The organism is Streptomyces sp. NPDC001381, from assembly GCF_042895685.1.
In the GTDB taxonomy this organism is placed as follows: domain Bacteria; phylum Actinomycetota; class Actinomycetes; order Streptomycetales; family Streptomycetaceae; genus Streptomyces.
Window position 1 is genome coordinate 1,380,788 of sequence record NZ_JBIAWO010000001.1, and the last position, 26,222, is coordinate 1,407,009.

Consider the following 26,222-nt stretch of genomic DNA (forward strand, 5'->3'; position numbering starts at 1 on the left):
TGCCTGCCTTCACTGCTCAGGGGTGGGGTGCGGCAGCACGCTAGCGAGCCCGAATGGGGCAAAGCGCCTGATACGGGCGGGAGTTGGGGATCTTAGGGTGCGCTTAAGCAAGGCATCGGGGGCGGTTAAAGGTCGCGCCCCGTCAGGCGTCCTCGGACGTCCCGCCGCTCCTGCCCCTGGAGTTCACGCGCATCGGCATCGAAGTCGATCTCCCCGCGCCGCTGGCCGGCGTCACCGGGCCAGTACCCGTCTGCGGCGGCGGACGGTGCCCCGGTGTCCTCTGCGCACGGGCTCGCGGCCGTCCAGCTGTATCCAGATCCGCACCTCGGTGCCGCCCAGCACCGACGAGCCGATGCGCACGTCCCCGCCGGTGGACTCCGCGAGGCGGCGGACGATGTCCAGGCCGAGGCCGGTCGAGCCCTCGCTGCCCGAACCGCGGCCGCGGGCCATCGCCGCCTCGGGGTCGGGGATGCCGGGGCCCGCGTCGGAGACCAGGACGATGACCGCGTCCTCGCCGTTGTGCACGTCGACCGCGAAGGCGGTGCCCTCGGGGGTGTGGCGGAAGACGTTGCCGAGGAGGGCGTCCAGGGCGGCGGCCAGGTCGGCGCGGGCCACGGGTATGCGGACCGGACGGTCGACACCGGCCGTGCGGACCTTGCGGCCCTCGTCCTCCGCGAGCGCCGACCAGAACGCCATCCGCTCCCGGACCACTTCGGCCGCGTCACAGCCGGCCCCGGGCCCGAGGGCCGTCGTCTGCGGCTTGGCCTCCCGCGCCGTGCGGATGATCGTGTCGACCTCGCGCTCCAGCTGGGCCACCGCCGTCCGGGTCTGCTCGGCCGCCGGGGAGTCGCCGAGTGAGGCCGCGTTGAGCCGGAGCACCGTCAGGGGGGTGCGCAGGCGGTGGGACAGATCGGCCGCCAGCTCACGCTCGTTCGCCAGGAGTTGCACCACCTGGTTGGCCATCGCGTTGAACGCCACCGCCGCCAGGCGCAGTTCGTTCGGGCCCTCCTCCGGGACCCGGGATCCCAGCTTCCCCTCCCCCAACTCGTACGCCCCCTCGACCAGTCGTCGCGCCGGCTGCACCATCCGGACGCCCAGCCGGTCGGCGACCGCGACCGAGCCGACGACCAGCGCGACACCCACGGCCGCCAGTACCGCCCACGCGGTGCCGACCCCGTTGGTGACCTCGGACTCGGGGACATACACCTCGATGACCACGGTCCCCAGGCTCAGCGCGACCGGCTGGAGCAACGCGGAGCCGCCGGGCACCTCGGCGGTGGAGGCGCGGCCCAGCTTCCGTACGGCGGCGATGTCGGCGTCGGCGGCACGCTGCCGGCCCAGGTCGACGGCGGTCCGGCCGTCGCCCGCCGGCAGGTGCACGGCCATCCCGTCGTCCGAGCCGGCGGAGGCGACCACCCGCTCCAGCTGGTCCCGGTCGGTGGTGATGGACAGGGCAGGGACCACCACGGCGGCCTCCCGCTCGGCGTTGGAGAACGCGCGGTCGCGGGCCATCTCCTTGACGACGAGACCGAGGGGGACGGCGAAGGCGACCACGACCATCGTGGTGACCGCCAGACAGACCTTGACCAGTGCCCATCTCATCGCGCGGGCCCCGCTTCCCCCGGTGGTTCGAGCTTCACGCCGACGCCCCGCAGGGTGTGCAGATAGCGGGGCCGGGCCGCGGTCTCCCCCAGCTTCCGCCGCAGCCAGGACAGATGGACGTCGATGGTCTGGTCGTCGCCGTAGGACTGCTGCCACACCTCGGCGAGCAGCTCGCGGCGCGGGACGACGACCCCCGGCCGGCCCGCCAGGAAGGCCAGCAGGTCGAACTCACGGCGGGTCAGGTCGAGGCGTACGCCGTCCAGGTCGGCCTGGCGGCGCAGCGGGTCGACGGTCAGGCCGCCGACCCGGATGACGCTGGAGGGCGCGGCCTCCGCGGCGCCGGACCGAGACCGCCGCAGGACCGCCGCCATCCGCGCCGACAGGTGCTCCACCGAGAACGGCTTGGTCAGGTAGTCGTCCGCGCCCGCGTTCAGCAGGCGGACGATCTCCGTCTCGTCGTCGCGTGCGGTGGCGATGATGACCGGCACGTCGGTGAGGCCGCGCAGCATCTTCAGGGCCTCGGAGCCGTCCAGATCGGGCAGTCCGAGGTCCAGGATCACCACGTCGAACCGGAAATGGGCGACCTCGCGCAGCGCCTCCAGCGCCGTCCCGACGCTGCGCACCAGATGCGAGGCGTCGGTCAGATGCCGGATGAGCGCCGAGCGGACGAACTGGTCGTCCTCGACCACGAGCACACTTGCCATGCGCCGCACCGTACGCCATGCGGAGGAGACCGGCCGGGGCCTGTGGACAACTCCCCTTCTGTGGACAACCGGTGGGCCGCCCGTGCGACACCCGTGGGGCGGGTGGGGCAAGATGGCCGCGATGCGCAGAGGACTCGTACACGTACTGGCCTGGACGCTCGCCACCGGCGCGGCGGTCACGCTGTCGTGGTGGGGTGTCCACACGGTGATGGCGGGCACGGCCTACGACCCTCCGCGGGCCCTGCCGCTGACGGCGGGGGACGCGACCTCGGCCACCCGGAACTCCGGACCTCTGCCCTCCCCCAGCGCCCGCCCGTCCTCCTCGCCCACCCCGTCCCGGTCGGCCCCGTCCCCGAAGCCGAGCCGCACGCCCGTCGCCCCGGCCCCGTCGAAGAGCGCCTCCTCCGGCACCGTCAAGAGCTACGAGACCGAGGGCGGCCGGGTCGTCCTCGACCTGGACCGGACCTACGCGACCCTCGTGTCCGCCACCCCGGCGGCCGGCTGGTCGGTCCAGGTGTGGAAGACGGAGTCCTGGATCCGGGTGGACTTCTCCTCGGGCGCGCAGCGGGTGTCGGTCTTCTGCACCTGGCACGACGGTCCGCCCCGGGTCGACGTACAGACGTTCTGACAGCCGGAATCCAACAAAACCCACCACGCCGGGGCCGCCGGCCGGGCCCGCCCCACGTCTTCGGTGCGAATCCGCCGGCAGTCCTCGGTGCGATCCGCCGGACAGGGCCTAGCGGAAGACCGACGGCGGTGGCGCCGGGGAGGCGACCGCGGCCGCGTCCGTCACCGGGACGGCACCGCCGGTGAAGTCGGTCAGTGCCCTGCCGTGCTCGACCCGGCCGGGGTGCGGGTCGGAGGCGGCCCGGCGGGTCAGTTCGGCGATCGGCAGGGGGAGGTCGGAGGCGAGGAGCACGGCGTTGCCGAACCGTTTCCCCCGGAGCACGGCCGGGTCGGCGACCAGGGCGAGCTCGGCGAAGCGGGCGGCGGCGGTGGCGATCTGGCCGCGCAGATGGGCCAGGGGCGGGCCGTCGGCGATGTTGGCGGCGTAGAAACCGCCGGGCTTCAGCGCCCTGCGGACGTCGTCGAGGAACTCGGCCGAGGTGAGGTGGGCGGGGGTGCGGGCGCCGCTGAAGACGTCGGCGACGACGAGGTCCGCCCATCCGTCCGGCACCTTGCCGAGTCCTTCCCGCGCGTCGGTCGACCGGACCCTGATCCGCGCCCCCGGGTCCAGGGGCAGTTCCCGGCGCACCAGCCGGACGAGGGCCGCGTCCCGCTCGACGACCTGCTGGGTGGAACGGGGGCGGGTGCCGGCCACGTACCGGGCGAGCGTGAACGCGCCGCCCCCGAGGTGGACGACGTGCAGCGGCCGGCCGGGGGGTGCGGCGAGGTCGATGACGTGGCCGAGGCGGCGCTGGTACTCGAAGGAGAGGTACGCGGGGTCGTCGAGGTCGACGTGCGACTGCGGCGCCCCGTCGATGAGCAGCGTGAAGGCGCGCGCCCGGTCCCGGTCGGGCAGGAGCTGCGCGAGTCCGCCGTCGACGGCCTCGACGACGGCGGCCGCGTCGGCGCCGCGCTCACGCCGGGTGTTCCTGGACTTCGCCATGGGGGCATCTTCGCAGGCGGCGGGGTCACCGCGCGCACCCCCGGCAGGGGTCCGGCGCCCCGCGTGCGCGGGTGAGCCCGCCCGCGGGCGGGCTCACCGGCAGCTGTCCGCCGCCTCGATCATCCGTGCCGCCTCGCCCAGCGCCCGCCGCAGCACCGCCGGGTCCGTCGCGAGGTCCGCCTCGCCGGGCGGCACCAGCCAGTCCGAGCTCGCCACCGGGGGCCCGGGGTCGGGTCTCAGCCGGTGCCCGTCGGTCTCCGTGCAGACGCTCCCCGGGACGTCCCAGGCGGCCGCGGTGCCGGGCGGCACCAGGAAGCCGAGGGTGTCCTCGCCGTCGTCGTGCAGGACCGGCCCCACCGTCTCCCCCGCGCCCCGGCGCAGGATGTCGACCGCCTCCAGCCCCTGCCGAGTCGGCACCGTCACGAGGTCGCACCCCGCGCCCGACGGCACCGCCGCCGCCGACGGCGTACGAGGATCGTTGCTCTGGCTGGTGTCCATCCCGGCCTCCACCGCGCAGCCCGCTTGTCGTCCACAGCACTCAACGCACCACCGCGTCAACGGCTACGGCGGAAGTCAGCCACAAAGGATGGCAGTTCATGGCAGATCCGGGATGAGAAATCCGGTTTGTAGCCAAACACAGCATGGCGGGCCGAACGCAGCAGGTACGTTCTTGCTCGCCGGACATCAGGGTGATCACCGCCGAAAAGCGGTGAACTCATCCTGATCCCGGCATGGTTCGACGGTTCGCACGAGAGGACCCGGCCATGGCGTCGTCAACGGTGACCCCACCCCGGCCCAACCGGCCACCACGGCCCAACCTCGCCTTCCGGCACTTGCGTGGACAGCGCTCGCCGGCCGAGTTCGCCGCACTGGTACGACGGGCCGCGCGCGAGATCGGCGAGCGGGTCAGCTGCGACGCGCGCTACATCGGGCGGGTCGAGGCGGGGGAGATCCGCTGTCCCAACTACGCGTACGAGCGGGTGTTCCTGCACATGTTCCCCGGCCGGACACTCACCGACCTGGGGTTCGCGCCCCGCGCCTCCGTCCGCGGACGCGGGGCCCGCGCCGCCGACGACGCGCCCTGCGCGCACCTCACGACCCCGGCGCTCACCCTCGGTGAGGCGCGGGAGGCCGGTGAGACACGCGGGGCGTGCGAACCGTATGACACGCAGGACCCGTACGACACGCACCACGACCACGAGGAGAGCGACGTGCTGCGTCGCGCATTCATGACCGGCGGAGGCGCCACGGTGGCCGCCGCCTCGCTGGGCCCCCTGGGGCTCGGGCTCCCCCACTCCCGGCTCCGCTCGAGCGGGGAGACGCCCCTCGCCCCGGTGGCGGAGCGCCGTGCGCGCCGCGTCGGGTCGAGCGAGGCGGGCGCCCTCGAAGAAGCGGTCCGCAGGATCCGCCTGCTGGACGACCGGCACGGCGCCGACGGCCTCTACCGGCGTGCGGCCGCCCCGCTCCGCGCGGCCTACGCACTCCTTGACGCCGGCACCACCCGGCAGGCCACCGCCGACCGGCTGCACTCGGGGGCCGGGGAACTCGCGATCTCCGTGGGCTGGCTGGCGCACGACTCGGGCCGCTTCGACGACGCCCGCTCGCACTACGCGGAGGCCCTCGCCACGGCGCGGGTGACCGGCGACGAGGCGCTGGAGGCGCACGCGTTCTGCAACACCTCGTTCCTCGCGCGCGACGCGGGGCGCCCCCGCGAGGCGGTGCGCGCCGCGCAGGCCGCCCAGCGCGTCGCACGTCCCCTGGGCTCACCGCGTCTGATGTCGCTGCTCGCGCTGCGCGAGGCCGGCGGCTGGGCCGGGCTCGCCGACCGGGCCGGCTGCGAACAGGCCCTGGTCCGGGCGCACGCCCTCTACGAGCTGGGCTCCTCCGACGCCGATCCCGAGTGGATGAGCTTCTACGGCGAGGCCGAGCTGGCGGGTCTCGAGGCGCAGTGCTGGTCCACCCTGGGCGACTGGACCCGTGCGGCACGGCACGCCAGGCGGGCGGCGGATCTGCAGGACCCGCACTTCACCCGCAACATCGCGCTGTACACCGCCGAGCTGGCGGACGACCTGGCCCGGGGCGGCCGGCCCGACGAGGCCGCGGTGGCCGGGATGCGGGTGCTGGACCTGCTGGGCCAGGTCCAGTCCTCGCGGATCCAGGGCATGCTGGCGGGCACGGCGAGGGTGCTGGCGCCGCACCGGCGGGCGAGCGGGGTGCAGGAGTTCCTGGACCGCCACGCGTCGGTCCCCAGAACGCCCTAGCCTGCGGGCAGTCGTGCCACCGGGGCGGCACGGGTCGGTCCCCATAACGCCCCAGCCTGATAACGCCCCAGCCTGCGGGCAGTCGTGCCACTGGGGCGGCACGGGTCGGTCCCCAGAACGCCCCAGCCTGATAACGCCCCAGCCTGCGGGCAGTCGTGCCGCTGGGGCGGCACGGGTGGGCGCAGGCGGCACCCCGCGAGCGCGGCGAGCGGACCCCACACCGACAGCAACCCCCGCGGACTAGCCCGCCAAGTGCCCCAGGTCGTTCCAGCTCTCGATGGCCGGCTCCCCGTAGGCCCACCCCAGCACCGACAGCGAGGTCGGATTCAGCCGGATCCGCGCCGCGAAGTCCAGCGGCAGCCCCAGCCACCGCGCCCCGATGGACCGGAGGATGTGCCCGTGCGCGAAGACCAGCACATCCCGGTCGGCCGACCGCGCCCAGGCGACGACCTCGTCCGCGCGGGCGGTCACCTCGGCCAGGGACTCCCCCTCGGGAACGCCGTCGCGCCAGATGAGCCAGCCCGGCCGGACCTCCTGGATGCCGGCCGGGGTCATGCCCTCGTACGCGCCGTAGTCCCACTCCATGAGCGTGTCCCAGCGCTCGGCCCGCTCGCCGAAACCGGCGAGTTCGCACGTCTCGCGCGCGCGTGCCAGCGGGCTGGTGCGTATCTCGACGTCCGGGAGCCCGTCGAACGGCGTCCGGTGCAGCCGCTCGCCGAGCAGTTTCGCCCCCCGCCGCCCCTCCTCCAGGAGAGGAACGTCGGTCCTGCCGGTGTGCTTTCCGGACAGCGACCACTCCGTCTGTCCGTGCCGGGCCAGCAGGATGCGCGGTGCCATGGGGGACCTTTCCGGGGAAACCCTGGGACGGATCAGGGGAGAAAACAGAGGCGGAACCCCTCCATCATCGCTCACCCTGAGACGGGGCAACCCGGCGGGCGATCTCAGCGTCTTTGAGGGCCGGGGGCGCCCCGAGAGGGCGCGCACATACGCCGTAAAGTGACACGTCCCGCGCCACGGGAACCGCAGCGACCAGTCAGCGACACGAAGGGGGAGGCGATCGGATGCCGCAGACCGAGACACCGGGCACCGAGGTGGCCCCGAGGATCCGGCTGCGGTGGTGGACCGAGCTGCCCCTGATCCTGCTGGTGTACGCCTGCTACTCGGCGGGCCGGCTGCTCGCGCGCGGGGACGTCGGCACCGCCGTGGACCACGGCCTGGCGATCCTGCGCATCGAGAAGGTCCTGCGCATCAACGCCGAGCACCCGCTGAACCGCCTGTTCAGGAGCGAGGCGTGGATCGGCGTCCCGGCCGACTTCTGGTACGCGTCGCTGCACTACCTGGTGACCCCGGTGATCCTGGTCTGGCTGTTCCGCTCCCGCTCCCTGCACTACCGGGCGGCCCGCACCTGGCTGATGGCGTCCACGTTCATGGGGCTCATCGGCTTCACCCTCCTGCCCACCTGCCCGCCCCGCCTGCTCTCGGCGGAGCACGGCTTCGTGGACACGATGGCCCAGTACAGCTCATGGGGCTGGTGGGGAGGCGAGGCGAGCGCACCGCGCGGGCTCGGCGGGATGACCAACCAGTACGCGGCCATGCCGAGTCTGCACGTGGGCTGGTCCCTGTGGTGCGGAATCATGCTGTGGCGCCACGGCCGCACGCGCGCGGCGAGGACGGCGGCCGTGCTCTACCCGCTGCTGACGACGATCGTGGTGATGGGCACCGCGAACCACTACTTCCTCGACGCGGTCGCGGGCGCGGCCGTGATGGCGGCCGGGCTGCTGCTGACGCCGCTGGTGATGCGGACCTCGGACCGGCTCCGGACGGCGTTCGCGGCCCGTGTTCCCGCCCTCTCGGCGTCCCTCTCGACGGGTGCCCCGACCCCGGCCGCGGCCGCCGTCACGGTGGACTCCCGGGACACACCTGCCTCGATTGTCAGTGGCGGATGCCAGACTTCGACGGGTGAGCGAATTCCATGGCAGCGCGAGTCACGGTTCGGGCCAGGAACCGAGCCGGGTGCCTCCCCCTCGGACGCGGGGGACGGCGCTCCGGCAGCGGCTCGCTGAGCTGCGCGGCCCCGACGTACCGGCCAAGGCGCTGGACGCCCGTGCGCTCGCGGCCCTCGCCGCGAACCCCGGCTGCAAGCGCCGCGCCATCCTCGACGGCGCCGGGGTGAACAAGGCGGCGCTGGCGGGGGCCCTGGGCTCCCCGGCGGCCTTCGGTCAGTCCCAGTTCGCCCTCACCCGGGGCAACGCGTTCGAGGCGAAGGTGAAGGCGGACGGCGGCGCGGAGCTGCTGCGGCTGGTCCACGAGCGGCTGGACCCCGGCGCCGAGCCGCCCGCCACCGCGAGCACCCCCGACCTCGCCGCCGCCGGCCCCGAAGGCCGCACGGCGCGTACGGCGCTGGCGCTGCGCGAGGCCACCGAGCACGCCCTCGGCACCTGGACGTTCCTCGACCACCCGATGCTCGCACTCGACGTCGCCGGCTCCCCGGCCTTCCTGGAGCCGGACGCGGTGGTGGTGCACCCGGACGGCAGCTGGACGGTCGTGGAGATCAAGTCCTTCCCGATGCTGGACGGTTCGGCGGACCCGGCGAAGGTGGGCGCCGCCGCCCGCCAGGCCGCCGTGTACGTGCTGGCCCTGGAGGAGGTCGCCGCCCGCCTCGACCCGGCGCCCGAGGTCCGCCACCGGATCCTCCTCGTCTGCCCCAAGGACTTCTCCAACCTGCCCACCGCCTCCGCCGTGGACATCCGCAAGCAGCGCGCGGTCACCAGCCGCCAGCTGGCCCGGCTCACCCGCATCCAGGACATCGCCGACGCCCTCCCCCAGGGCACCTGCTTCTCCCCCGAGCTGCCCGCCGAGCAGCTCACGGCGGCCGTGGAGTCCGTGCCGGCGACCTACGCGCCGGAGTGCCTGGCCGCCTGCGAGCTGGCGTTCCACTGCCGCGACCGCTCCCGCGGGGCCGGCGCGGTGACCACCCTGGGCCGCTCGGTCCGCGCCGACCTGGGCGGCCTGACCACCGTCGAGGACGTCCTGGCCGCCGCGCGCGGCGAGACCGGCGACCCGGACGACCCTGCGGTGGCGGCGCTCCGGAGAGCGGCCGCGCTGCGCGCCGAGGCACTGGGCCGTGTGACGGCGGGAGGTGTCGCCCGGTGACCCTCGCCGTCCGTCGCCGGGGCGCCCGCCCGGAGGTGCCCCCGTGTCACTGATCACCACCCTCGCCCGTCTCGAGGCCGTGGCCACCGGCCGCGCCCAGCCCGCCGCCACCGTCCGGCACCGGCATCTGTCCGACCGGCCGCTGGTCTTCGTGCCGCTCACCACCGCCGGTGAGGCCGGCGCCCCGCTCGGCGCGCTGGTCGGCACCGACCGGGACGCGCCGCGCCTGCTCGTCGTACCGCAGCCCCGCGACCGCGACCTCAGGTTCGCGTTCCTGGCCGAACTGGCCGACGTCGTCCTGCCGTACATCGACTCCCACGCCGAGGCCGTGGAGGCCGCCGAGCGCAACGAGACCGACCCGGAGACCGGCAAGCGTGTCAAGGTCGAGGTCGAGCTGTGCGCCGACGCCCCCCAGCTGATCGTCCCGAGCCGCGCGGGCGTCGACTACGTACGCCTCCTGGGCCGCTCCATGCGCTTCCGGCGTACGGCGGAGCAGGACCCGGAGACGCCGCATCCGGCACCCCCGCGCGTGCCGCTGCTCGGCCGGTGGCTGACGCACTTCGGGGAGCGGGCCCGGGTGCCCGGCTCGTCGCTGCTCCTCGCGCTCACCGAGGTGCTCGGCCGGCACTGGGCGACCGGGCAGTCCAGCCTGGAGGACCAGCACCTGGGGGCGCTGCTCGCCTGGATCGACCCGCCGGAGGGCGAGCGGGGGGCACAGGCCGCCCAGCGGGCGGAGCTCGCCCGGGACGCCGCCGGGCAGTTGCTGTGCCCGCCGGCCGGTCCGGCCACCGACCCGGCCTTCGACAACAAGCTGCTCGCCCCGGCCATCGAGCGCTACGACCGCGCGCGCACCGCCCTCGCGGCCGCCGAGGACGGCCTGGAGGCCGACGACCGGCTGGGCGCGCTGACCGCCGCCGAGCGGGAGATCCGTGACCTGGTGCTCAGCCGGACGCTGCCCACCTGGGAGGCGGTGTGGCGGGGCCTCGACCTGCTGCGGGAACTGCCCGAGGGGGCGCATGTCGAGGAGCGGTGGACGCGCGACCGCTGGTCGTTCACCGGCCACCGCGACCGGGTCGTGGCGGGGGAGCCCCCGCAGCCGCGCCGCGACGACGCGGTGACCGCCGCGAACAAACTGGCCACGCGCGAGCGTGAGCAGGCCCGGCTCGAAGCCCAGGAGGCCCTGGACGACCCGCTGGTGATGGCGGGGCGGCGGCTGGCCGGGGAGGCGTTCGCGGGCGAGGTCGTCGACGTCGTCATGGCGTACAGCGAGAGCAAGCGCCCCAGCCCCCGCCCGCTGGTCACCGTCCGCACGGACGACCGGCCGCATCTCGGGGAGCGGGCGAAGGTGTACCGGTCGCTGGGCGGTAAGCCGCAGGCGGCCGAGTTCGTGGAGCGGGCGGACGAGGGCCTGGTGGTGCTGCGCGTCGTCGACAGGATGGGGCGCGGCAAGGAGCCCGAGGAGGGGTCGGTGCCCGAGAAGGGCGATCTGCTGTGCTTCACGCTCTTCGAGCACGAGCAGCGCGGCGGCGCCCGGCTGCCCGACCCGGAGGAGACGCCGTGGACGCACGGCGGACCGCCCGGCGAGCAGACGCCCGAAGCCCCCGACTCCGTCACCCAGGAGGACCTGCTGTGACCACCGAGGCCGTCTTCGACCCCGGTACCGCCGCGACCCGCGCCACCGACGCGATCCTGCGCGACACCCTGCACGGCACCGCGCGCGGGGTGGTCGTCGACTCCCCGCCCGGCGCGGGCAAGTCCACGCTCGTCGTCCGGGCGGCACTGGAACTCGCCGACGCGGGGCGCCCGTTGATGGTGGTCGCGCAGACCAACGCGCAGGTCGACGACCTGGTGCTGCGGCTCGCCGAGAAGAACCCCGAGCTGCCGGTGGGCCGGCTGCACAGCAGCGACGCCGACCCGTACGACAAGGCGCTGGACGGGCTGCCGCAGGTGAGGAAGTCGGCCAAGGCCGGGGAGCTGACCGGCCTTCCGGTCGTCATCTCCACGGCGGCCAAGTGGGCGCATGTGAAGGTCGACGAGCCGTGGCGGCACGCGATCGTGGACGAGGCGTACCAGATGCGGTCGGACGGGCTGCTGGCCGTGGCCGGTCTGTTCGAGCGGGCGCTGTTCGTGGGCGACCCGGGGCAGCTGGACCCGTTCGCGATCGTGGGCAGCGAGCAGTGGGCGGGCCTGTCGTACGACCCGTCGGCCTCGGCGGTGACGACGCTGCTGGCGCACAACCCGCGGCTGCCGCAGCACCGGCTGCCGGTGTCCTGGCGGCTCCCGGCGTCGGCGGCCCCGCTGGTCTCGGACGCCTTCTACCCGTACACCCCGTTCCGCAGCGGCACCGGCCACGGCGACCGCCGGCTGGCCTTCGGCGTCCCCTCGGACGGCTCCGGTCCCGACCGGGTGATCGACGAGGCGGCGGAGTCGGGCTGGGGGCTGCTGGAGCTGCCCGCGCGGCACACCCCCCGGACGGACCCCGAGGCGGTACGGGCGGTCGCGACGGTCGTACGGCGGCTGCTGGACCGGGGCGGCGCGGCCGTCTCCGAGCGCTCGCCGGAGCCGACCCCGCTGACCGCCGGCCGGATCGCCGTGGGCACCGCGCACCGCGACCAGGCGGCGGCCGTGCGGGCGGCGCTGGCCGAGCTGGGCGTCCGGGACGTCACGGTGGACACCGCGAACCGTCTGCAGGGGATGGAGTTCGACGTCACGGTGATCCTCCACCCCCTCTCCGGGCGCCCCGACGCCACCGCCTTCCACCTGGAGACGGGCCGCCTGTGCGTCCTGGCCTCCCGCCACCGGCACGCGTGCGTCGTGGTCTGCCGGGCGGGGGTGAGCGACCTGCTGGACGACTATCCGTCGACGGAGCCGGTCCAGCTGGGCACGCTCGTGAAGTTCCCGGACGGATGGGAGGCAATGATGTCCACATGGGATCACTGGTCCGAGCACCGGGTGGCCTGGCGTCCCTGACCGCCGCTCCAGCACCTGTCCGGCAGCCATCGCGCGGTGCCGGCGCATCTCGGGGAACATCGCGTGGCGTGGAAGCCTTGAGACTCCGGGGCCGACGGCCTCTTGCGCCACCGGGGGACAATGGAAGGCGGTCGGCATCCGAACCGTACGAGGAGGAGAAGACATGGCGGAGCCCACGCCGCGTCGGAACGAACCGCGGCTACGCCCCGCGCCCCTGCTCTTCGAGCCGGCGGAGGCGGCCGGTGATCCTGAGCACTTCTTCGATCTGGAGTCGATCGACGACCCGGGCGCGCTGCTCGCGCGCGCGACGGAGCTGACGGTGGCGTTCCAGGCGGCGGCCGACCGGGCGGTGGAGTTCCAGGCCGTCGCGGCGGCCCAGCTCGCCGATCCGCGCCGGTTCGACCGGCTGACACCGGCGGACATCGCCGAGCGGGCCGAGTGGACCGAGGACTACGCCAAGAAGATGGTCGAGTTCGGCCGGGATCTGCTGCGCGGGGACGTGGAGGGCCGGGGGCACGTCGACCCGGTGTGACGTGGGGGACGCCTGGGACAGGGGTGACCGCACAACCTCACCCGGCATATGCCAGGCGGGCAAGATACCCGCCCTCCCGGCCCCCTGTCCCGCTTTTCGGCAACTCTCGGGAATCACCTCCTCACAGCCGGTAGACCAGTCGGCATGAGCAGCGCATGTGTCACCGCGGACGGCGCCGTCTGGCTGGCCTCCGCCGGAACGTATCCGCGCAGCACCCTCGCCCTGTGGGACGAGCGGCCGCACGCCCCGGTCGTGCTGCCCTGCGGCTCCGTGTTCGACGTCGTCAGCGCGCCCGCGATGTTCGGGCGGCTGATGCTGGACCGGCTGTGGGACGAGGGGCCGGGCTCGGGACCGGTGGCGGCGTTCCGCGGGCGGATGCTGCTGTTCGCCGCGCCGGGCACGGCCCAGCGGCTGCCCTCGCTGCTGGAGTGGGAGGAGTGGGGCGCCCACGGCCGGCGGGAGGGCCGTACGGGATCCGTGCCGCCGCTGCTGTGCCACGGCACCGGGGACGCGGTGACCGTGCCCGCGCTCACCCCGGCGCAGGAGCACGGCCCCACCCGCTGGGTGGTCGCCCCGGACTGCCGTCAGCCCTGGCTGCCGGGCCCCGAGGTCCTGCTCTGGGCGGCCGTCCGAGCGGCCCGCGCGGCCGTGCGGATATCGATTTTTCCTCCCGCCGACCAGGATGCTAAGGTCTACGACGTCAGCAGGCGCCGCTAGCTCAGTTGGTTAGAGCAGCTGACTCTTAATCAGCGGGTCCGGGGTTCGAGTCCCTGGCGGCGCACAGACGGCAGAGGCCCCTCGCGAAAGCGGGGGGCCTTTCGCGTGCGCCGATCCAGGCGGCCTGGGTCGTGTCCGCACAGTCCCGCCGTTCGCCCGCAGGGCGGGACTTTGCGGACACGGCCTAGACCCTGGGTCCGGTGATCTTCACCGTCCAGGCTCCGGAGGGCGTGCGGTCCTCCACTTCCACGCGTACGTCGTCGCCCGGGACCGTGAAGGTCTCGCCGAGGGCGACGGGCGCGTCGGCGAGGGGCGGATAGACGGAGGACTCCCAGCAGGCCTCGGTGCCGGGGTGGGCGTCGATCACCTCGACCGGGCCGCGGCCGGACTGGGCGTCGCTGCTGACGCGGTAGACGAGGATGCCGGAGCGGCAGGCCGCGTGGTCGTTGCCGACGGGCCCGCGCGCCTCGAAGGCGAGGGCGGTGCCGGGGCCGGTGCGGACCACGGCCAGTTTGACGCCGTCACCGAGCCCGAACGCGGGTGCGCCGGAGGCATCGGCGACGGGGACGCCCGGTCCGGCGCCGAGCGGTTCCAGGGTGAGCCGGGTGGGTTCCGCGCTCCACACGCACACCACCTGGCGCGGTGCCAGCCAGCCCAGCTTCCACTTGTGCCAGGCGAAGAGATCGGGGGCGAGGCCGAACTGGCTGCCCATCAGGTCCCAGTCACCGACGTAGGTGTCCCAGTCGCCCTTGCCGTCGACCGGGCGGTGGTAGAGGTCGGGCAGGTCGAAGACGTGCCCGGTCTCGTGGGCCAGCACGAGCCGGTCCGGGGGGTGCTTCTCGAAGACCGTGACGACACGGCGGATGTCCGTGCCGTCGGCGTGCAGGGGCACCTCCAGGTTGACGACCTTCGTGGCGTCGGAGTCGACGCCGGGCGCGTCCGGGTCGGCGACGAAGTAGACGACGTCGTAGCGGGAGAAGTCGACCTCGCCGTCGGCGGCGGCGAGCGCGTCGTGCAGGTAGGCGGCGCGGCGGTCGGCGTTCCAGTCACGCTGTATGGCGTACGCGGTGGACGGCTTCGGCATGCCGATCCAGTGCTCCAGGGGGTGCGCGCGCAGGGCGAACCTGCCGTAGGAGGCCTCTTCGAAGAAGCGGCTGGTGGCCGGGAAGTGGTCGGCGGCCAGTTCGGCGGGGGTGGTCGCCGGGGCCCCGTCCGGGAAGGACAGGAAGATCATCACCGCGTCGAGGGCGCGGGTGGGGCGCGGGTAGGCGGTGTTCCAGGTGTCGAGGCCCTCGGAGTGGTGGGCGTCGGTGCGCTCCAGCGCGCAGGGCTCCGTCGAGAAGGGCTCCGCGATCGAGGGGCCGGTGCCCAGGGAGATCGCGGCGAGCGCCGACAGGGTGGTGCACATGGCCGCGGTGGTGCGCAGCCGGGGGCGCGGCAGGAGTCGCGGCACTTCGGACCTCCGGGGGCGGTTCACGGGACACCGCCCTCAGCCTGTGGGAATTTGTCCCACTACGCCCTGTTTGCCTGCCCCGGAAGAGTGAGGAGGGAGAAAGCGGGCATCAATTCCGACACCCCCGGAATTCTCACGGAACGTCACAAGCGGTCGGCCGCCCGCAGAACCGGTCCACCTGCGGGCAGAAACGATCTGTCAGAAGGGCGGGGTGTTCCGGGACACTGGGCAGTGGCTGCGCAACTCCGGGGGCAGCATCTATGATCGGCACACTTTCCTGCCAGGACAGCGATCGAGTGCACTGCGGGAGCGAGCGGTGAGCGGAACGTCCGAAGGCCCGACGCCCGCGGCAGACCTCGACCGGTCCGCCGTCACGGAGCGTGACAGTCAGGCAGCTACTTGTACGGAGAGCCTGGAGGGATCCGACCCCCCGGCCTACCGTTCCGTGTTCGCGGCTGCGCCCCTCGCCATGGCCCTCGTCGATCGCGAGGGCCAGGTCGTGGACGCCAACCAGACGCTCGGCGAGCTGCTCGGCGGCGAGGGCGCGGGCCTGGTCGGGCGGGTCGCCTCAGACCTGCTCGATCTCGCCTCCGACGCCCGCACCTGGCACGCCTACCGCGAGGTGCTCGGCGGCCGGCAGGCGAAACTGCGCTGCATCCGGCGCCTGAAACGCCCCGACGGGCGCTCGCTGTGGGCACAGGTCACCGTGTCCCCGCTGGACGACGGCATGCCCGGGGTGCTGCTGTCGGTCGCCGACGTCAGCGACCGCCGCGACCTAGAGGCGAGACTGCGGCACCTCCAGATGCACGATCCGGTGACCCGGCTGCCCAACCGCACCCTGTTCTTCGAGCGGGTGTCGGCCGCCCTGGAGGCGGAGTCGTACGAGCAGAGCGGGACCGGCCGGATCGGCCTGTGCTATCTCGACCTGGACGGTTTCAAGGCGGTCAACGACACTCTCGGCCATCGTGTCGGCGACCGGCTGCTCGCCGCCGTCGCCGACCGGCTCACGGACTGCGCCAAGGAGGCCGGGCAGAACCGGCCGAGCGTCCCGCTGGTGGCCAGGCTGGGCGGCGACGAGTTCGCCCTGCTGGTGGAGGACTCCACGGGCACCGAACAGCTCGCCGACCTCGCCGAGTCCGTGCTGAAGGCGCTCCAGGCGCCGTTCGACCTGTCCGGGCAGCGTATGAACGTCTCCGCGTCGATCGGGGTGGTCGAGCGGCACGCGGCCGGGACCACCGCGACCGGTCTGATGCAGGCCGCCGACACCACGCTGTACTGGGCGAAGGTGGACGGCAAGGACCGCTGGACGCTGTTCGACCCGGAGCGCAACGCGCATCTGATGACCAGCCAGGCCCTCGCCTCCACCCTGCGGCCCGCCATCGAGCGCGGTGAGTTCCGCCTGGAGTACCAGCCGCTGGTCGGCATGGCGGACGGGCGGCTGCGCGGGGTCGAGGCGCTGGTGCGCTGGGACCACCCCCGGTTCGGCTCGCTGCCGCCGAATCGGTTCGTCGCGCTGGCCGAGGAGGACGGCTCGATCGTCCCGCTCGGCCGCTGGATTCTGGCCACCGCCTGCCGTCAGGCCCGCGCCTGGCAGCTGGACCGCCCGGACGAGCCGCCGCTGTTCGTCAGCGTCAACGTGGCGGTCCGTCAGGTGTGGGACTCCGACCTGGTGGCCGACGTGGCGGAGATCCTCTCGGAGACGGGCCTGCCCCCGCATCTGCTCCAGCTGGAGCTCACCGAGTCGGCGGTCATGGGCTCGGCCGGACGGCCGCTGCAGGCCCTGCAGGCGCTCAGCGACATGGGCGTGCACATCGCCATCGACGACTTCGGGACCGGCTACTCCAACCTCGCCTATCTGAGCAGGCTGCCGGTGTCGGTGCTCAAGCTGGACGGGTCGTTCGTGCGCGGCTTCCAGTACGAGGGCACGGGCGCGGCGCCCAATCCGGCCGACGAGGTCGTCGTCGAGGCGATGATCGACCTCGCCCACCGGCTCGGCCTGACCGTCACCGCCGAATGCGTGGAGACCGCCGCCCAGGCCAACCGCCTGCGCAGCATCGGCTGCGACACCGGGCAGGGCTGGCTGTACTCCCGCGCGGTCTCCCCGGACCGCATCTCCGAACTACGGGCCTCGGGCCCGGACCGCCAGGCGGTCGGCAACCCGTAGGCCGGGGTCGGCAGACGGTCGGCAGCCGGCCCGCCGCCGAGACGGGGGGGCGGGCTCGGTCGTCCGCAGCCGTCCCACCGGTGGCCGGGGTGTCGCGCCGGGTGTCAGGTGGTGGGCAGTCCGTAGGCGTTCGCGACGAGTTCGTAGGAGCGCAGACGCAGTTCGCCGCGGTGGGCGTGGCTGGTGAGCATCAGTTCGTCGGCACCGGTGCGCTTGTGCAGGTCGTCGAGGCCGGTGCGGACCTCGTCGGCCGTGCCGTGGACGATGTTGGCCGTCCAGGAGTCGACGAACTCCCGCTCCAGCTCGCTGAACCGGTGTGCCTCCGCCTCCTCGGGGGACGGGAAGAGACCCGGGCGGCCGGTGCGCAGCCGGACCATGTTCAGCCCCGTCGCCAGGACCTGCCGGCGGGCCTCGCGTTCGTCGTCGGTGGCGAGGACGGAGACGCCGATCAGGGCGTAGGGCTCGGAGAGCACCGCGGAGGGACGGAACGACTGCCGGTACAGGTCGAGGGCCGGGACGGTGTTCTGCGCGGAGAAGTGGTGCGCGAAGGCGAAGGGCAGACCGAGGAGTCCGGCCAGGCGGGCGCTGAAGCCGGAGGAGCCGAGCAGCCAGACCGGCGGGCGGTGCCGGGACTGGACGCCTCCGGGGGAGGTCGCCTGGACGGGGCCGGGCACCGCGTGGACACGGCGGTAGGGGTGCCCGTCGGGGAAGTCGTCGTCCAGGAAACGGGTCAGCTCGGAGAGCTGTTCGGGGAAGTCGTCGGCGCCCTCGTTCAGGGTGTCCGTACGGCGCAGGGCTGCGGCGGTGGCCCCGTCGGTGCCGGGGGCGCGGCCGAGGCCCAGGTCGACGCGGCCCGGCGCGAGCGCCTCCAGGGTGCCGAACTGTTCGGCGATCACGAGGGGCGCGTGGTTGGGCAGCATCACGCCGCCCGAGCCGAGCCGTATGCGGTCGGTGTGGGCGGCGAGGTGGGCGAGGATCACCGCGGGCGAGGAGGAGGCGACGCCCGGCATCGAGTGGTGCTCGGCGACCCAGTAGCGGTGGAAGCCGCGGGACTCGGTGAGCCTGGCGAGGTCGACGCCGGTGCGCAGCGCGTCGGTGGCGGTGCGGCCGGAGCCGACGGTGACCAGGTCGAGGACGGAGAGGGGGGTGGGGGCGCTGCCGAGGGCGGCGCCCCGGATCCCGTCCGCGGCCGCCCGGTCCCGTTCCGTTCCGGCCGCCGCCTCGTCCGCCAACTCGTCTGCCGCCACGGGGGCCTCCTGTTCTCGGGCTTGCGCTGTCCGCATCCGGCCAACAGGAGGGTGTCCCCGTTTGTTCCCGGCCGCTCACACCTGCACGATCGGCTCCCTGGTGAACAGCGCGCCCAGCCCCGGCGCGTTCACCCGGCGGTCGGTGAGCCGCAGCGCCTCCCAGACGGTCACCTGGTTGGCGGTGAGGACGGGCTTGCCCAGCTCCTTCTCCAGGGCGGGGACGCAGGCGACGGTGTGCAGGGCGGTGTCGGGCAGCAGGACCGCCTGGGCGCCGGCGTCGTCGGCGGCCCGTGCGAGGGCGAGCACCTCCGCCTCGCCGAGGGCGCCGGCCTCGGCCGCCGTGGCGATCCCGGCGCTGTGCACCGCGGTCACCTCCACGCCGCCCGCCCGCAGGAACTCCGCGAACCGGGCGGCCACCTCCCGCGGGTACGTCGCCCCGACGGCGACGCGCGCCGCCCCCAGCTCCCGCGCCGCGTGCACGAAGGCGAAGGAGGTGGAGGAGGCCGGCATCCCTGCGGCCGTGGCCAGGGTGCGCACCTGGTCGTGGGCGCCCTCCCAGCCGTAGTCGAAGCTGCCGCTCGTGGAGGCCCACACGACGGCCTCGGCGCCCGACAGGCGCAGCTGTTCGGCGGCCGCCGCGATCCGGTGGGGGGCGCCCAGCCGCAGCAGCGCGTCCCCCTGGTGCGCGTCCTCGGCGAGGTCCGTACCGGGGTCCGTGCGGACCAGGTCCACCCGGATGTCACTGCCCAGGAGCTGCTCGATTCGGGGGTAGTCGTCCTCGGCCGAGTGGCCCGGGTGGAGAAGTCCGAGTGCGGTCATGTCCAGCCTTCCTGCTGCTGCTGTTCTTCCGGCAGTACCCGGGTACCCAGTCGGCGCGGCCCACCGCCGGCATCCTCACCTGGTTGGCGGTGCGGCCGTGTTGACGGTCGTGGGCGGGGGTGCGACCGTGTTCCGTCCGCGCACGTCAGGCCCTTGGTCACGGAGAAGGCACCGGATGGCCGCCGTTCCCACGCTCCTCGTCCTCGACGCCGATCCCCTCCCCCGCCTCGGCCGTCTCACGGGCCGGGTGCGGGTGCTGCACTGCGACGGCGCGGCGCTCGGCGAACTCCTGCCGGCGGCCGATGTGCTGCTCGTGTGGGACGTCACCTCGCACGCGGTGCGCGCCGCCTGGCCGGGCGAGGGGCCGCGGCCCCGCTGGGTGCACACGGCGAGCGCCGGCGTGGACCATGTGATGTGCCCCGAGCTGGCCGCGTCCGGCACGGTGGTGACGAACGCCCGGGGCGTCTTCGAGGAGCCGGTCGCCGAGTACGTCGCCGCCCTGGTCCTGGCGATGGCGAAGGACCTGCCGCGCACCTGGGAACTCCAGGGGCGGGGCGAGTGGCGGCCGCGGGAGAGCCGGCGGGTGGCCGGCACCCGGGCCGTGGTCGTCGGGTCGGGCCCGGTCGGCCGGGCGATCACGCGTGTCCTCAAGGCGCTCGGCGTGACCACCGCGCTCGTCGGCCGCGTCCCGCACACCGGCATCCACGGCCCCCAGGACCTGGACCGCCTCCTCGCCCGCGCCGACTGGGTGGTCGCGGCCGCCCCGCTCACCGAGCAGACGTACGGAATGTTCGACGTCCGCCGCTTCGGCGTGATGCAGCCGTCCGCCTGTTTCGTGAACGTCGGCCGCGGCGGCCTGGTCGTCGAGGAGGCGCTCGTACGGGCGTTGCGCAGCCGGTGGATCGCGGGTGCCGCCCTGGACGTGTTCGCCACCGAACCCCTCCCTCACGACAGCCCGTTGTGGCAGGTCCCGGGCCTGCTGGTGTCCCCGCGCATGAGCGGCGGCACGGTCGGCCGGCACGACGAGCTCGGCGCGCAGTTCGTGGAGCTGTTCGAGCGGTGGGCGGCGGGCAGACCGCTGAAGAACGTGGTCGACAAGGCGCGCGGGTACGTCCCCGGCCGCTGACTCTCCCCACATTCTCCTCACAGGACGCTCCCGCATAACTCGGATGGCCCCGGGTAGCCGCGCCGCCATGGCTCCACCGAACAGACAATCCGGAATCCTCGAGAACCCCACCCGTCGGTCGCTGCTCGCGGGGGTGGCGGCGCTCGGCGCGCTGGGCGCCGCGGGCTGTTCGCGCGTGGCCACGGCGTCCACCGCGGACGGCGGCGACCTCCTCGACCGGCTGCGCGCCGCGGGGGTCGTACGGCTGGGCATCGCGGGCGAGATCCCGTTCGGGTACATCGACAAGGACGGGCAGCTCACCGGCGAGGCGCCCGAGCTCGCGAAGGTGATCTTCAAACGGCTGGGCGTGGACAGGGTGCAGCCCGTGCCCACCGAGTTCGGCTCGCTGATACCCGGGCTGAACTCCCAGCAGTTCGACGCCGTGGCGGCCGGGATGTACGTCAACCCCGAGCGCTGCGAGCAGGTGATCTTCGCCGACCCCGACTACCAGATGCTGGACGCGTTCATCGTCCGCAAGGGCAACCCGATGGGGCTGCACAGCTATCAGGACGTCGTGAAGAAGGGCGCGAAGTTCGCCACCGGCACCGGCTACGCCGAGATCCAGTACGCCGTGGACGCGGGGTACGAGGAGAGCGACATCCTCATCGTGCCGGACCAGGTGGCCGGGCTGAACGCGGTCGAGGCGGGCCGCGTCGACGTCTTCGCGGGCACGGCCCTCACCGTCCGCGAGATCGTCAAGAAGTCGGGCAGGACCGAGTCGACCAGGCCCTTCGCGCCGCTCGTGGACGGCAGGCCGCATGTCGACGGGGGCGCTTTCGCCTTCCGGCGGACCGAGACACGGCTGCGGGACGCCTTCAACGCCGAGCTGCGGAAGCTGAAGAAGAGCGGGGAGCTGTTCCGGATCCTGCGGCCCTTCGGGTTCACGAAGGCCGAGATGACGGACCTGACCGCGAAGGAGCTCTGCGGCGGATGACCTCGGGACTCTGGGAACTCGTCCTCAGGGGGGTCTGGACCACCGTCCAACTCCTCGTCCTCAGCGCCCTGCTGGGGGCCGTGGTGGCCTTCGCCGTGGGGATCGCGCGCACCCACCGGCTGTGGATCGTCCGCTTCCTCGCGGGCTTCTACACCGAGGTGTTCCGCGGGACCTCGGCGCTGGTGATGATCTTCTGGGTGTTCTTCGTGCTGCCGCCCGCCTTCGGCTGGCAGCTGGTGCCGATGTGGGCGGGCACCCTCGCGCTCGGCCTGACCTACGGGGCGTACGGCGCGGAGATCGTCCGCGGGGCGCTCGCCGCCGTGGACCCGGCGCAGCGGGAGGGCGGGATCGCGCTCGGCTTCACGCCCGGCCAGCGGATGCGGAAGATCCTGCTGCCGCAGGCGGTGCCGGAGATGGTCCCGCCGTTCTCCAACCTGCTGATCGAGCTGCTCAAGGGCACCGCCCTGGTCTCGGTCATGGGCATGGGCGACCTGGCCTTCAGCGGCAACCTGGTCCGGCTGGCGCTCCAGGAGAGCGCGCAGATCTACACGTACGTCCTGCTCATCTACTTCGTGATCGCGTTCCTGCTCACGCGGCTGATGCGAGGTCTCGAGAACCGGCTGAAGGCGGTGGTCCGATGAACTGGGACTGGAGTGCCGTGAGCGACTTCATGCCGCTGTTCTGGGAGGGGCTGCTGGTCACCCTGCAGGCGCTCGCCCTCGGATCGCTGATCTCGTTCACGCTGGGGCTGGTGTGGGCGCTGCTGATGCGGATGCCGACCCGGTGGGTGCAGTGGCCCGTCGGGATCGTGACCGAGTTCGTCCGCGACACCCCGCTGCTGGTGCAGCTGTTCTTCCTGTTCTACGTGCTGCCCGAGTGGGGGGTGACCCTCTCGGCGATGACCACCGGAGTCCTGGCGATCGGGCTGCACTACTCGACGTACACGATGCAGGTCTACCGGGCCGGCATCGACGCCGTGCCCGTCGGCCAGTGGGAGGCGGCGACCGCGCTGAACCTGCCCCGGGGCCGGACCTGGCGGGTGGTGATCCTGCCGCAGGCGGTCCGCCGGGTCGTGCCGGCGCTCGGCAACTACGTGATCGCCATGCTCAAGGACACCCCGATGCTGATGGTGATCACCGTGCTGGACCTGCTCGGCCGGGCGAAGCTCTTCTCCCAGGAGCACTTCCAGTTCACCGAGCCCCTGACGGTGATCGGCGTGGCCTTCATCGTCATCTCCTCTCTCGCCTCCCTCCTTCTGCGCACCCTGGAGCGACGCCTTGTCCGTTGACACCACCCCCGCCCTGAAGAAGCAGCAGACCAGCGAGCTGATACGGCTGGAGCAGGTCACCAAGAGGTTCGGCGACCACACCGTCCTCGACCACCTGGACTTCTCCGTGGAGCCGGGCAGGCACGTCACCCTGATCGGGCCGTCCGGGTCCGGCAAGACCACCATCCTGCGGATGCTGATGACCCTGACCCGGCCCGACGAGGGCACGATCACCGTGGACGGGCAGCGGCTGTTCCCGGCGCCCCCGAAGCAGGTCCGCGAGGTCCGCAAGAAGATCGGGATGGTGTTCCAGCAGTTCAACCTGTTCCCGAACATGAGCGTGCTCCGAAACGTCACCGAGGCGCCGGTGACCGTGCTCGGGCTGTCGAAGGACGAGGCGGAGGCGCGGGCGCGCGAGCTGCTGGAGCTGGTCGGGCTGGCCGACAAGTGCGACGCGAAGCCGTCCCGGCTGTCGGGCGGGCAGCAGCAGCGGGTGGCGATCGCGCGGGCCCTGGCGATGCGGCCGCAGATCCTGCTGCTCGACGAGGTGACCTCCGCCCTGGACCCCGAGCTGGTCGCCGGGGTCCTCGACGTCCTCAGGGACATCGCCCGCAGCACCGACATCACGATGCTGTGCGTGACCCACGAGATGAACTTCGCCCGGGACATCTCCGACCAGGTACTGATGTTCGACGCGGGCCGGGTCGTCGAGGCGGGTCCGCCGGAGAAGATCTTCAGTGCGCCGGAGGAGGAGCGGACGCGGGAATTTCTGAGCGCGGTGCTGTAAGGGGGCAGGTCCGGCCGGGGTTCCGGTCGCGGGACATGACTTTGGCATATGCCAGAGGGTCAGTGTCGCAGTTGAGAGGTCCGAAGGTGCACCACATTCTCGCCAACAACCCCTTCCTTCCGCCTCCTTGGCCGTTATGGTGGAGATGATTCGCTGCCAGGATCACGGATCATGGGTCATGGTTCATGGGCCATGGACACGGCCAGAGAAGCGACCAGGGGGGACCGTGGCGCTGAAGCACGAGCCGACCATGCCGTACCACTCGACCCAGGACGCGCTGCGCGTCCTGGAGACGGTGGCCCGGCACTCCACCGGCGTCACCGACGCCGAGCTCGCCCGCCAGACCGGCCTGGGCGCGGAGCGACTGACCACGCTCCTGCGCATGCTGCGCCGCGAGGGCTACGTCGAGCAGGTGACCGACGGGGCGTACGTCGCGGGTGACGCGCTGGCCCGCCTGGGGTCCGCCCAGGGCCACCAGCAGGCCCTGCGCGACCAGCTCCAGCGCACGCTCGACCGGCTGCGCGACTCGATCGGCGCCGCGGTCTACGTCAGCCGGTACGTCGACGGCGAGGTCACCATCGCCCAGTACGCCGACAGCCCCGCCACGCCCGCCGTGCACGAGTGGGTGGACTTCCGCGTCTCGGCCCACGCCACCGCGCTCGGCAAGAGCCTTCTCGGCCAGCTCGACCACAACGGCCGGCGGGACCACCTCTCCCGGCACAAGATGGCCCGCCTCACCTCGCGCACCATCACCAGCGACCGGCTGCTCCTGTCCCGACTGGAGTCCCAGCCGCCCACGGTCCCGCACCTCGACCTCCAGGAGTACGCGGTCGGCACGGTCTGCGCGGCCGTCCCGATCACCGCGGGCTCCTCCGTCGGCTGCCTCGCCCTGTCCCTGCCCGTCGCCCACGTGCACCGCCTCCGCCAGGCCGCCGACGCGCTGAACAGGAACGCGGCACCGGTGCTGCTGTCCCTGGCGATCTAGGTCCTGTCGGCCCAGGTCCCCCGGAAACGTGGTCGGAAGCACCCCGTGGGACCGGGTAGTATTTTCTCTGTCGCCGGCCGCCGCAGAGCGGAGGGCGAGAGTCATGCGCCGCTAGCTCAGTTGGTTAGAGCAGCTGACTCTTAATCAGCGGGTCCGGGGTTCGAGTCCCTGGCGGCGCACGATGACGACGGCGGCCGGTGTTCGCGGACAGCGCGAACACCGGCCGCCGTCGTCGTGTCCGCGCGGCCCCGGACAAGGGGCCCTTCGGCTTCCTCCCGGGTGAGCCGTCGGTACGCCTCCTCCCCCGGCGGCCGCCACCACACCGGGTCGGCGCACCGCACCCCTTCCCGTCTGAGCAGCGCCCGGTGGATCTTGTTCGTGGCGGTGACCGGCATCCGCCCGGCCACCCGGACGAACCGGGGTGCCATCTTCGTCCCCAGGTCCGGCTGGGCCCGCAGGAACGCGGCGAAGGCGCGGGGCTCGAAGCGCCCGGCGATCGCCGCCATCACCTGGTCGCCGGTCACCGGATCGGGCACCGCGTACACGGCGACGGCGTCCGCGCCCTCGTACCGGGCGAGGATGTTCTCGATCATCGCGGCGGCCAGGTTCTCGCTGTCGACGCGGAGGCGGTCGTCGGTCCGGCCGGCGAAGTAGAGGTAGCCGTCGGGGTCGCGGTAGAAGAGGTCGCCGGTCCAGTACAGGCCGTCGCGGCGCCGCTCGGCCTCGGCCCCGGGATTGCGCCAGTACCCCTCGAACGGGTTCGGCCCGCGGTTGACCAGCTCACCGATGGCCTCGTCCCCGTTCAGCAGCCGCCCGGCGGCGTCGAGAACGGCCGGGGGACACTCCCGCCCCGTCTCCGGATCGAGGACGGCGAGCCCGGGCCCCGCCCGCCCCACCGCCCCGGCGGGTGTCCCCGGCGTCCACTGCACGGCCGCGCCGCCCTCCGAGGAGCCGTAGCCCTCCACCAGCCGCACCCCGAACCGCCGCTCGAAGGCCGCCGCGTCCACCACCCCCGCCTCCGTCCCGAAGCCGAGCCGCAGCGCGTGGTCCCGGTCGTCGGGGCCCGGCTCGGTGGCGAGCAGGTACTGGATCGCACGGCCGACGTAGGTGAAGTACGTGGCCCGGTAGCGGCGTACGTCCGCCAGGAAGCCGGAGGCCGAGAAGCGCCGCCGCAGCGCCACCCCGGCGCCGGCCGCCAGCGCGGGCGCCCAGTCGGCGATCACGGCGTTGCCGTGGAACATCGGCATGCAGACGTAGTGCACGTCGTGCGGTGTCACGGAGAACTGCGCGGCCAGGGACCGCGCCGCGGCGGCCAGCCGGCCCTGGGTGCAGATCGCGGCCTTGGGGGCGCCGGTCGAGCCGGAGGTGAAGTACAGGAGGAGCCGGTCGGCGGGGGTGGCCCGGGACGGGTCCGGTCGGGCGGCCGCGTACGGCGCGAGAAGAGCGGCGTAGTCCTCCGAGTCCGTCACCAGGACGCGGACCCCGGGGAGGTCGAGGCCGGCGAGGAGGGGGAGGTGGGTGTGCTCGGTGATCAGCAGCCGGCACTCGGTGTGCAGGATGTCCCGGGCCAGCTCGGGGCCCCGCCGGGTGGGGTTGATCCCGGCGACCGCCGCACCGGCGAGCGCGGCGGCGGACAGCCACAGCGGGAACTCCGGGGTGTTGTCCAGCAGCACCCCCAGGTGCGGCGGGGCGCCCCCGGGCAGCAGATCGGCGAGGAGCGCGGCCCGGGCGGCGCCACCGGCCGCGATCTCGTGATGGCTGAGCACCGTGTCCTCGCACCACAGTCCCGGCCGGTGGTCGTCCCAGCGTTGCGCTACGAGCTCGGCGACGGACTCCATGGGGGCGCACGGTAG

The 26,222-nt window shown here is 73.5% G+C and carries 23 protein-coding genes, 2 tRNA genes and 1 pseudogene; 17 read left to right on the forward strand and 9 right to left on the reverse strand.

Annotated elements, in window-relative coordinates:
- Positions 1–231 precede the first annotated feature (231 nt).
- Both ACFY2L_RS06090 and ACFY2L_RS06095 read right to left on the reverse strand, forming a co-directional pair.
- The gene (locus ACFY2L_RS06090) at positions 232–1,602 is read right to left on the reverse strand and encodes an ATP-binding protein (protein ID WP_390821598.1); all 1,371 of its coding nucleotides are present in this window, start codon (positions 1,600–1,602) and stop codon (positions 232–234) included.
- Positions 1,599–2,306 carry a response regulator transcription factor gene (locus ACFY2L_RS06095; RefSeq protein WP_390660109.1) on the reverse strand — a complete coding sequence of 236 codons (708 nt, stop codon included), beginning with the start codon at positions 2,304–2,306 and terminating at the stop codon, positions 1,599–1,601. The genes ACFY2L_RS06090 and ACFY2L_RS06095 overlap by 4 nt, the downstream gene beginning before the upstream one ends.
- 121 nt (positions 2,307–2,427) lie before the next feature.
- On the opposite strand from ACFY2L_RS06095, the gene ACFY2L_RS06100 reads away from it, so the two are divergent.
- Positions 2,428–2,934 carry a hypothetical protein gene (locus ACFY2L_RS06100; protein ID WP_390821599.1) on the forward strand — a complete coding sequence of 169 codons (507 nt, stop codon included), beginning with the start codon at positions 2,428–2,430 and terminating at the stop codon, positions 2,932–2,934.
- A 108-nt stretch (positions 2,935–3,042) separates the two neighbouring features.
- Here the strand turns inward: ACFY2L_RS06100 and ACFY2L_RS06105 are convergent, their stop codons facing one another.
- Together ACFY2L_RS06105 and ACFY2L_RS06110 are read right to left on the reverse strand one after the other, a co-directional pair.
- Complete coding sequence (locus ACFY2L_RS06105) at positions 3,043–3,915, reverse strand: spermidine synthase (protein ID WP_390660111.1); 873 nt, start codon at positions 3,913–3,915, stop codon at positions 3,043–3,045.
- 93 nt (positions 3,916–4,008) lie between these two features.
- The gene (locus ACFY2L_RS06110; protein WP_390821600.1) at positions 4,009–4,413 is read right to left on the reverse strand and encodes a hypothetical protein; all 405 of its coding nucleotides are present in this window, start codon (positions 4,411–4,413) and stop codon (positions 4,009–4,011) included.
- A gap of 266 nt (positions 4,414–4,679) precedes the next feature.
- On the opposite strand from ACFY2L_RS06110, the gene ACFY2L_RS06115 reads away from it, so the two are divergent.
- Positions 4,680–6,176, forward strand: coding sequence for a hypothetical protein (locus ACFY2L_RS06115; RefSeq protein WP_390821602.1), 1,497 nt, complete (start codon positions 4,680–4,682; stop codon positions 6,174–6,176).
- Positions 6,177–6,416: 240 nt separating this feature from the next.
- Here the strand turns inward: ACFY2L_RS06115 and ACFY2L_RS06120 are convergent, their stop codons facing one another.
- Positions 6,417–7,013 (reverse strand): histidine phosphatase family protein, encoded by a 597-nt coding sequence (locus tag ACFY2L_RS06120; protein WP_390660114.1) that lies wholly within the window; start codon positions 7,011–7,013, stop codon positions 6,417–6,419.
- A gap of 224 nt (positions 7,014–7,237) precedes the next feature.
- Here ACFY2L_RS06120 and ACFY2L_RS06125 point away from each other — a divergent pair, with 224 nt between their 5' ends.
- The 7 genes from ACFY2L_RS06125 to ACFY2L_RS06155 all read left to right on the forward strand — a co-directional run bounded on the left by ACFY2L_RS06125 (position 7,238) and on the right by ACFY2L_RS06155 (position 13,612).
- On the forward strand, positions 7,238–8,239 hold the full coding sequence (locus tag ACFY2L_RS06125; protein WP_390660115.1) for a phosphatase PAP2 family protein: 1,002 nt from the start codon (positions 7,238–7,240) through the stop codon (positions 8,237–8,239).
- On the forward strand, positions 8,190–9,329 hold the full coding sequence (locus ACFY2L_RS06130) for a hypothetical protein (RefSeq protein WP_390660116.1): 1,140 nt from the start codon (positions 8,190–8,192) through the stop codon (positions 9,327–9,329). Before ACFY2L_RS06125 ends, ACFY2L_RS06130 begins: the two co-directional genes overlap by 50 nt.
- Positions 9,330–9,372: 43 nt before the next feature.
- Positions 9,373–10,962 (forward strand): hypothetical protein, encoded by a 1,590-nt coding sequence (locus ACFY2L_RS06135; protein ID WP_390660117.1) that lies wholly within the window; start codon positions 9,373–9,375, stop codon positions 10,960–10,962.
- Positions 10,959–12,299 (forward strand): AAA domain-containing protein, encoded by a 1,341-nt coding sequence (locus ACFY2L_RS06140; RefSeq protein WP_390660118.1) that lies wholly within the window; start codon positions 10,959–10,961, stop codon positions 12,297–12,299. The genes ACFY2L_RS06135 and ACFY2L_RS06140 overlap by 4 nt, the downstream gene beginning before the upstream one ends.
- A gap of 163 nt (positions 12,300–12,462) precedes the next feature.
- Positions 12,463–12,831 carry a hypothetical protein gene (locus ACFY2L_RS06145; protein WP_390660119.1) on the forward strand — a complete coding sequence of 123 codons (369 nt, stop codon included), beginning with the start codon at positions 12,463–12,465 and terminating at the stop codon, positions 12,829–12,831.
- Positions 12,832–12,975: 144 nt separating this feature from the next.
- Positions 12,976–13,548, forward strand: coding sequence for a bifunctional DNA primase/polymerase (locus ACFY2L_RS06150; protein ID WP_390821603.1), 573 nt, complete (start codon positions 12,976–12,978; stop codon positions 13,546–13,548).
- Positions 13,539–13,612, forward strand: a tRNA-Lys gene (locus tag ACFY2L_RS06155). Before ACFY2L_RS06150 ends, ACFY2L_RS06155 begins: the two co-directional genes overlap by 10 nt.
- A 120-nt stretch (positions 13,613–13,732) precedes the next feature.
- Here ACFY2L_RS06155 and ACFY2L_RS06160 read toward each other — a convergent pair.
- On the reverse strand, positions 13,733–15,001 hold the full coding sequence (locus tag ACFY2L_RS06160; protein ID WP_390660121.1) for a M6 family metalloprotease domain-containing protein: 1,269 nt from the start codon (positions 14,999–15,001) through the stop codon (positions 13,733–13,735).
- Positions 15,002–15,317: 316 nt separating this feature from the next.
- On the opposite strand from ACFY2L_RS06160, the gene ACFY2L_RS06165 reads away from it, so the two are divergent.
- On the forward strand, positions 15,318–17,165 hold the full coding sequence (locus ACFY2L_RS06165) for a putative bifunctional diguanylate cyclase/phosphodiesterase (RefSeq protein WP_390821604.1): 1,848 nt from the start codon (positions 15,318–15,320) through the stop codon (positions 17,163–17,165).
- A 104-nt stretch (positions 17,166–17,269) separates the two neighbouring features.
- On the opposite strand, the gene ACFY2L_RS06170 is transcribed toward ACFY2L_RS06165, so the two are convergent.
- Together ACFY2L_RS06170 and ACFY2L_RS06175 are read right to left on the reverse strand one after the other, a co-directional pair.
- On the reverse strand, positions 17,270–18,412 hold the full coding sequence (locus tag ACFY2L_RS06170; protein ID WP_390660124.1) for an LLM class flavin-dependent oxidoreductase: 1,143 nt from the start codon (positions 18,410–18,412) through the stop codon (positions 17,270–17,272).
- 75 nt (positions 18,413–18,487) lie between these two features.
- Positions 18,488–19,231, reverse strand: coding sequence for a decarboxylase (locus ACFY2L_RS06175; RefSeq protein WP_390660125.1), 744 nt, complete (start codon positions 19,229–19,231; stop codon positions 18,488–18,490).
- 175 nt (positions 19,232–19,406) lie between these two features.
- Here ACFY2L_RS06175 and ACFY2L_RS06180 point away from each other — a divergent pair, with 175 nt between their 5' ends.
- From ACFY2L_RS06180 to ACFY2L_RS06210, 7 genes are all read left to right on the forward strand, one after another.
- Positions 19,407–20,357, forward strand: a complete 951-nt coding sequence (locus tag ACFY2L_RS06180; protein ID WP_390660126.1) for a D-2-hydroxyacid dehydrogenase — start codon at positions 19,407–19,409, stop codon at positions 20,355–20,357.
- A 67-nt stretch (positions 20,358–20,424) separates the two neighbouring features.
- Positions 20,425–21,330 carry an ectoine/hydroxyectoine ABC transporter substrate-binding protein EhuB gene (ehuB, locus tag ACFY2L_RS06185; RefSeq protein WP_390821605.1) on the forward strand — a complete coding sequence of 302 codons (906 nt, stop codon included), beginning with the start codon at positions 20,425–20,427 and terminating at the stop codon, positions 21,328–21,330.
- The gene (gene ehuC / locus ACFY2L_RS06190) at positions 21,327–21,971 is read left to right on the forward strand and encodes an ectoine/hydroxyectoine ABC transporter permease subunit EhuC (protein WP_390821606.1); all 645 of its coding nucleotides are present in this window, start codon (positions 21,327–21,329) and stop codon (positions 21,969–21,971) included. The genes ehuB and ehuC overlap by 4 nt, the downstream gene beginning before the upstream one ends.
- Positions 21,968–22,618 (forward strand): ectoine/hydroxyectoine ABC transporter permease subunit EhuD, encoded by a 651-nt coding sequence (gene ehuD, locus ACFY2L_RS06195; RefSeq protein ID WP_390660129.1) that lies wholly within the window; start codon positions 21,968–21,970, stop codon positions 22,616–22,618. The genes ehuC and ehuD overlap by 4 nt, the downstream gene beginning before the upstream one ends.
- Positions 22,608–23,384 carry an ectoine/hydroxyectoine ABC transporter ATP-binding protein EhuA gene (ehuA, locus tag ACFY2L_RS06200; protein ID WP_390821607.1) on the forward strand — a complete coding sequence of 259 codons (777 nt, stop codon included), beginning with the start codon at positions 22,608–22,610 and terminating at the stop codon, positions 23,382–23,384. Before ehuD ends, ehuA begins: the two co-directional genes overlap by 11 nt.
- A gap of 226 nt (positions 23,385–23,610) precedes the next feature.
- On the forward strand, positions 23,611–24,369 hold the full coding sequence (locus tag ACFY2L_RS06205; RefSeq protein WP_390660131.1) for an IclR family transcriptional regulator: 759 nt from the start codon (positions 23,611–23,613) through the stop codon (positions 24,367–24,369).
- Positions 24,370–24,474: 105 nt separating this feature from the next.
- Positions 24,475–24,548, forward strand: a tRNA-Lys gene (locus tag ACFY2L_RS06210).
- On the opposite strand, the pseudogene ACFY2L_RS06215 reads toward ACFY2L_RS06210, so the two are convergent.
- A pseudogene (locus ACFY2L_RS06215) lies at positions 24,514–26,207 on the reverse strand (AMP-binding protein). The gene ACFY2L_RS06210 and the pseudogene ACFY2L_RS06215 sit on opposite strands and share 35 nt — an antisense overlap.
- Positions 26,208–26,222 lie beyond the last annotated feature (15 nt).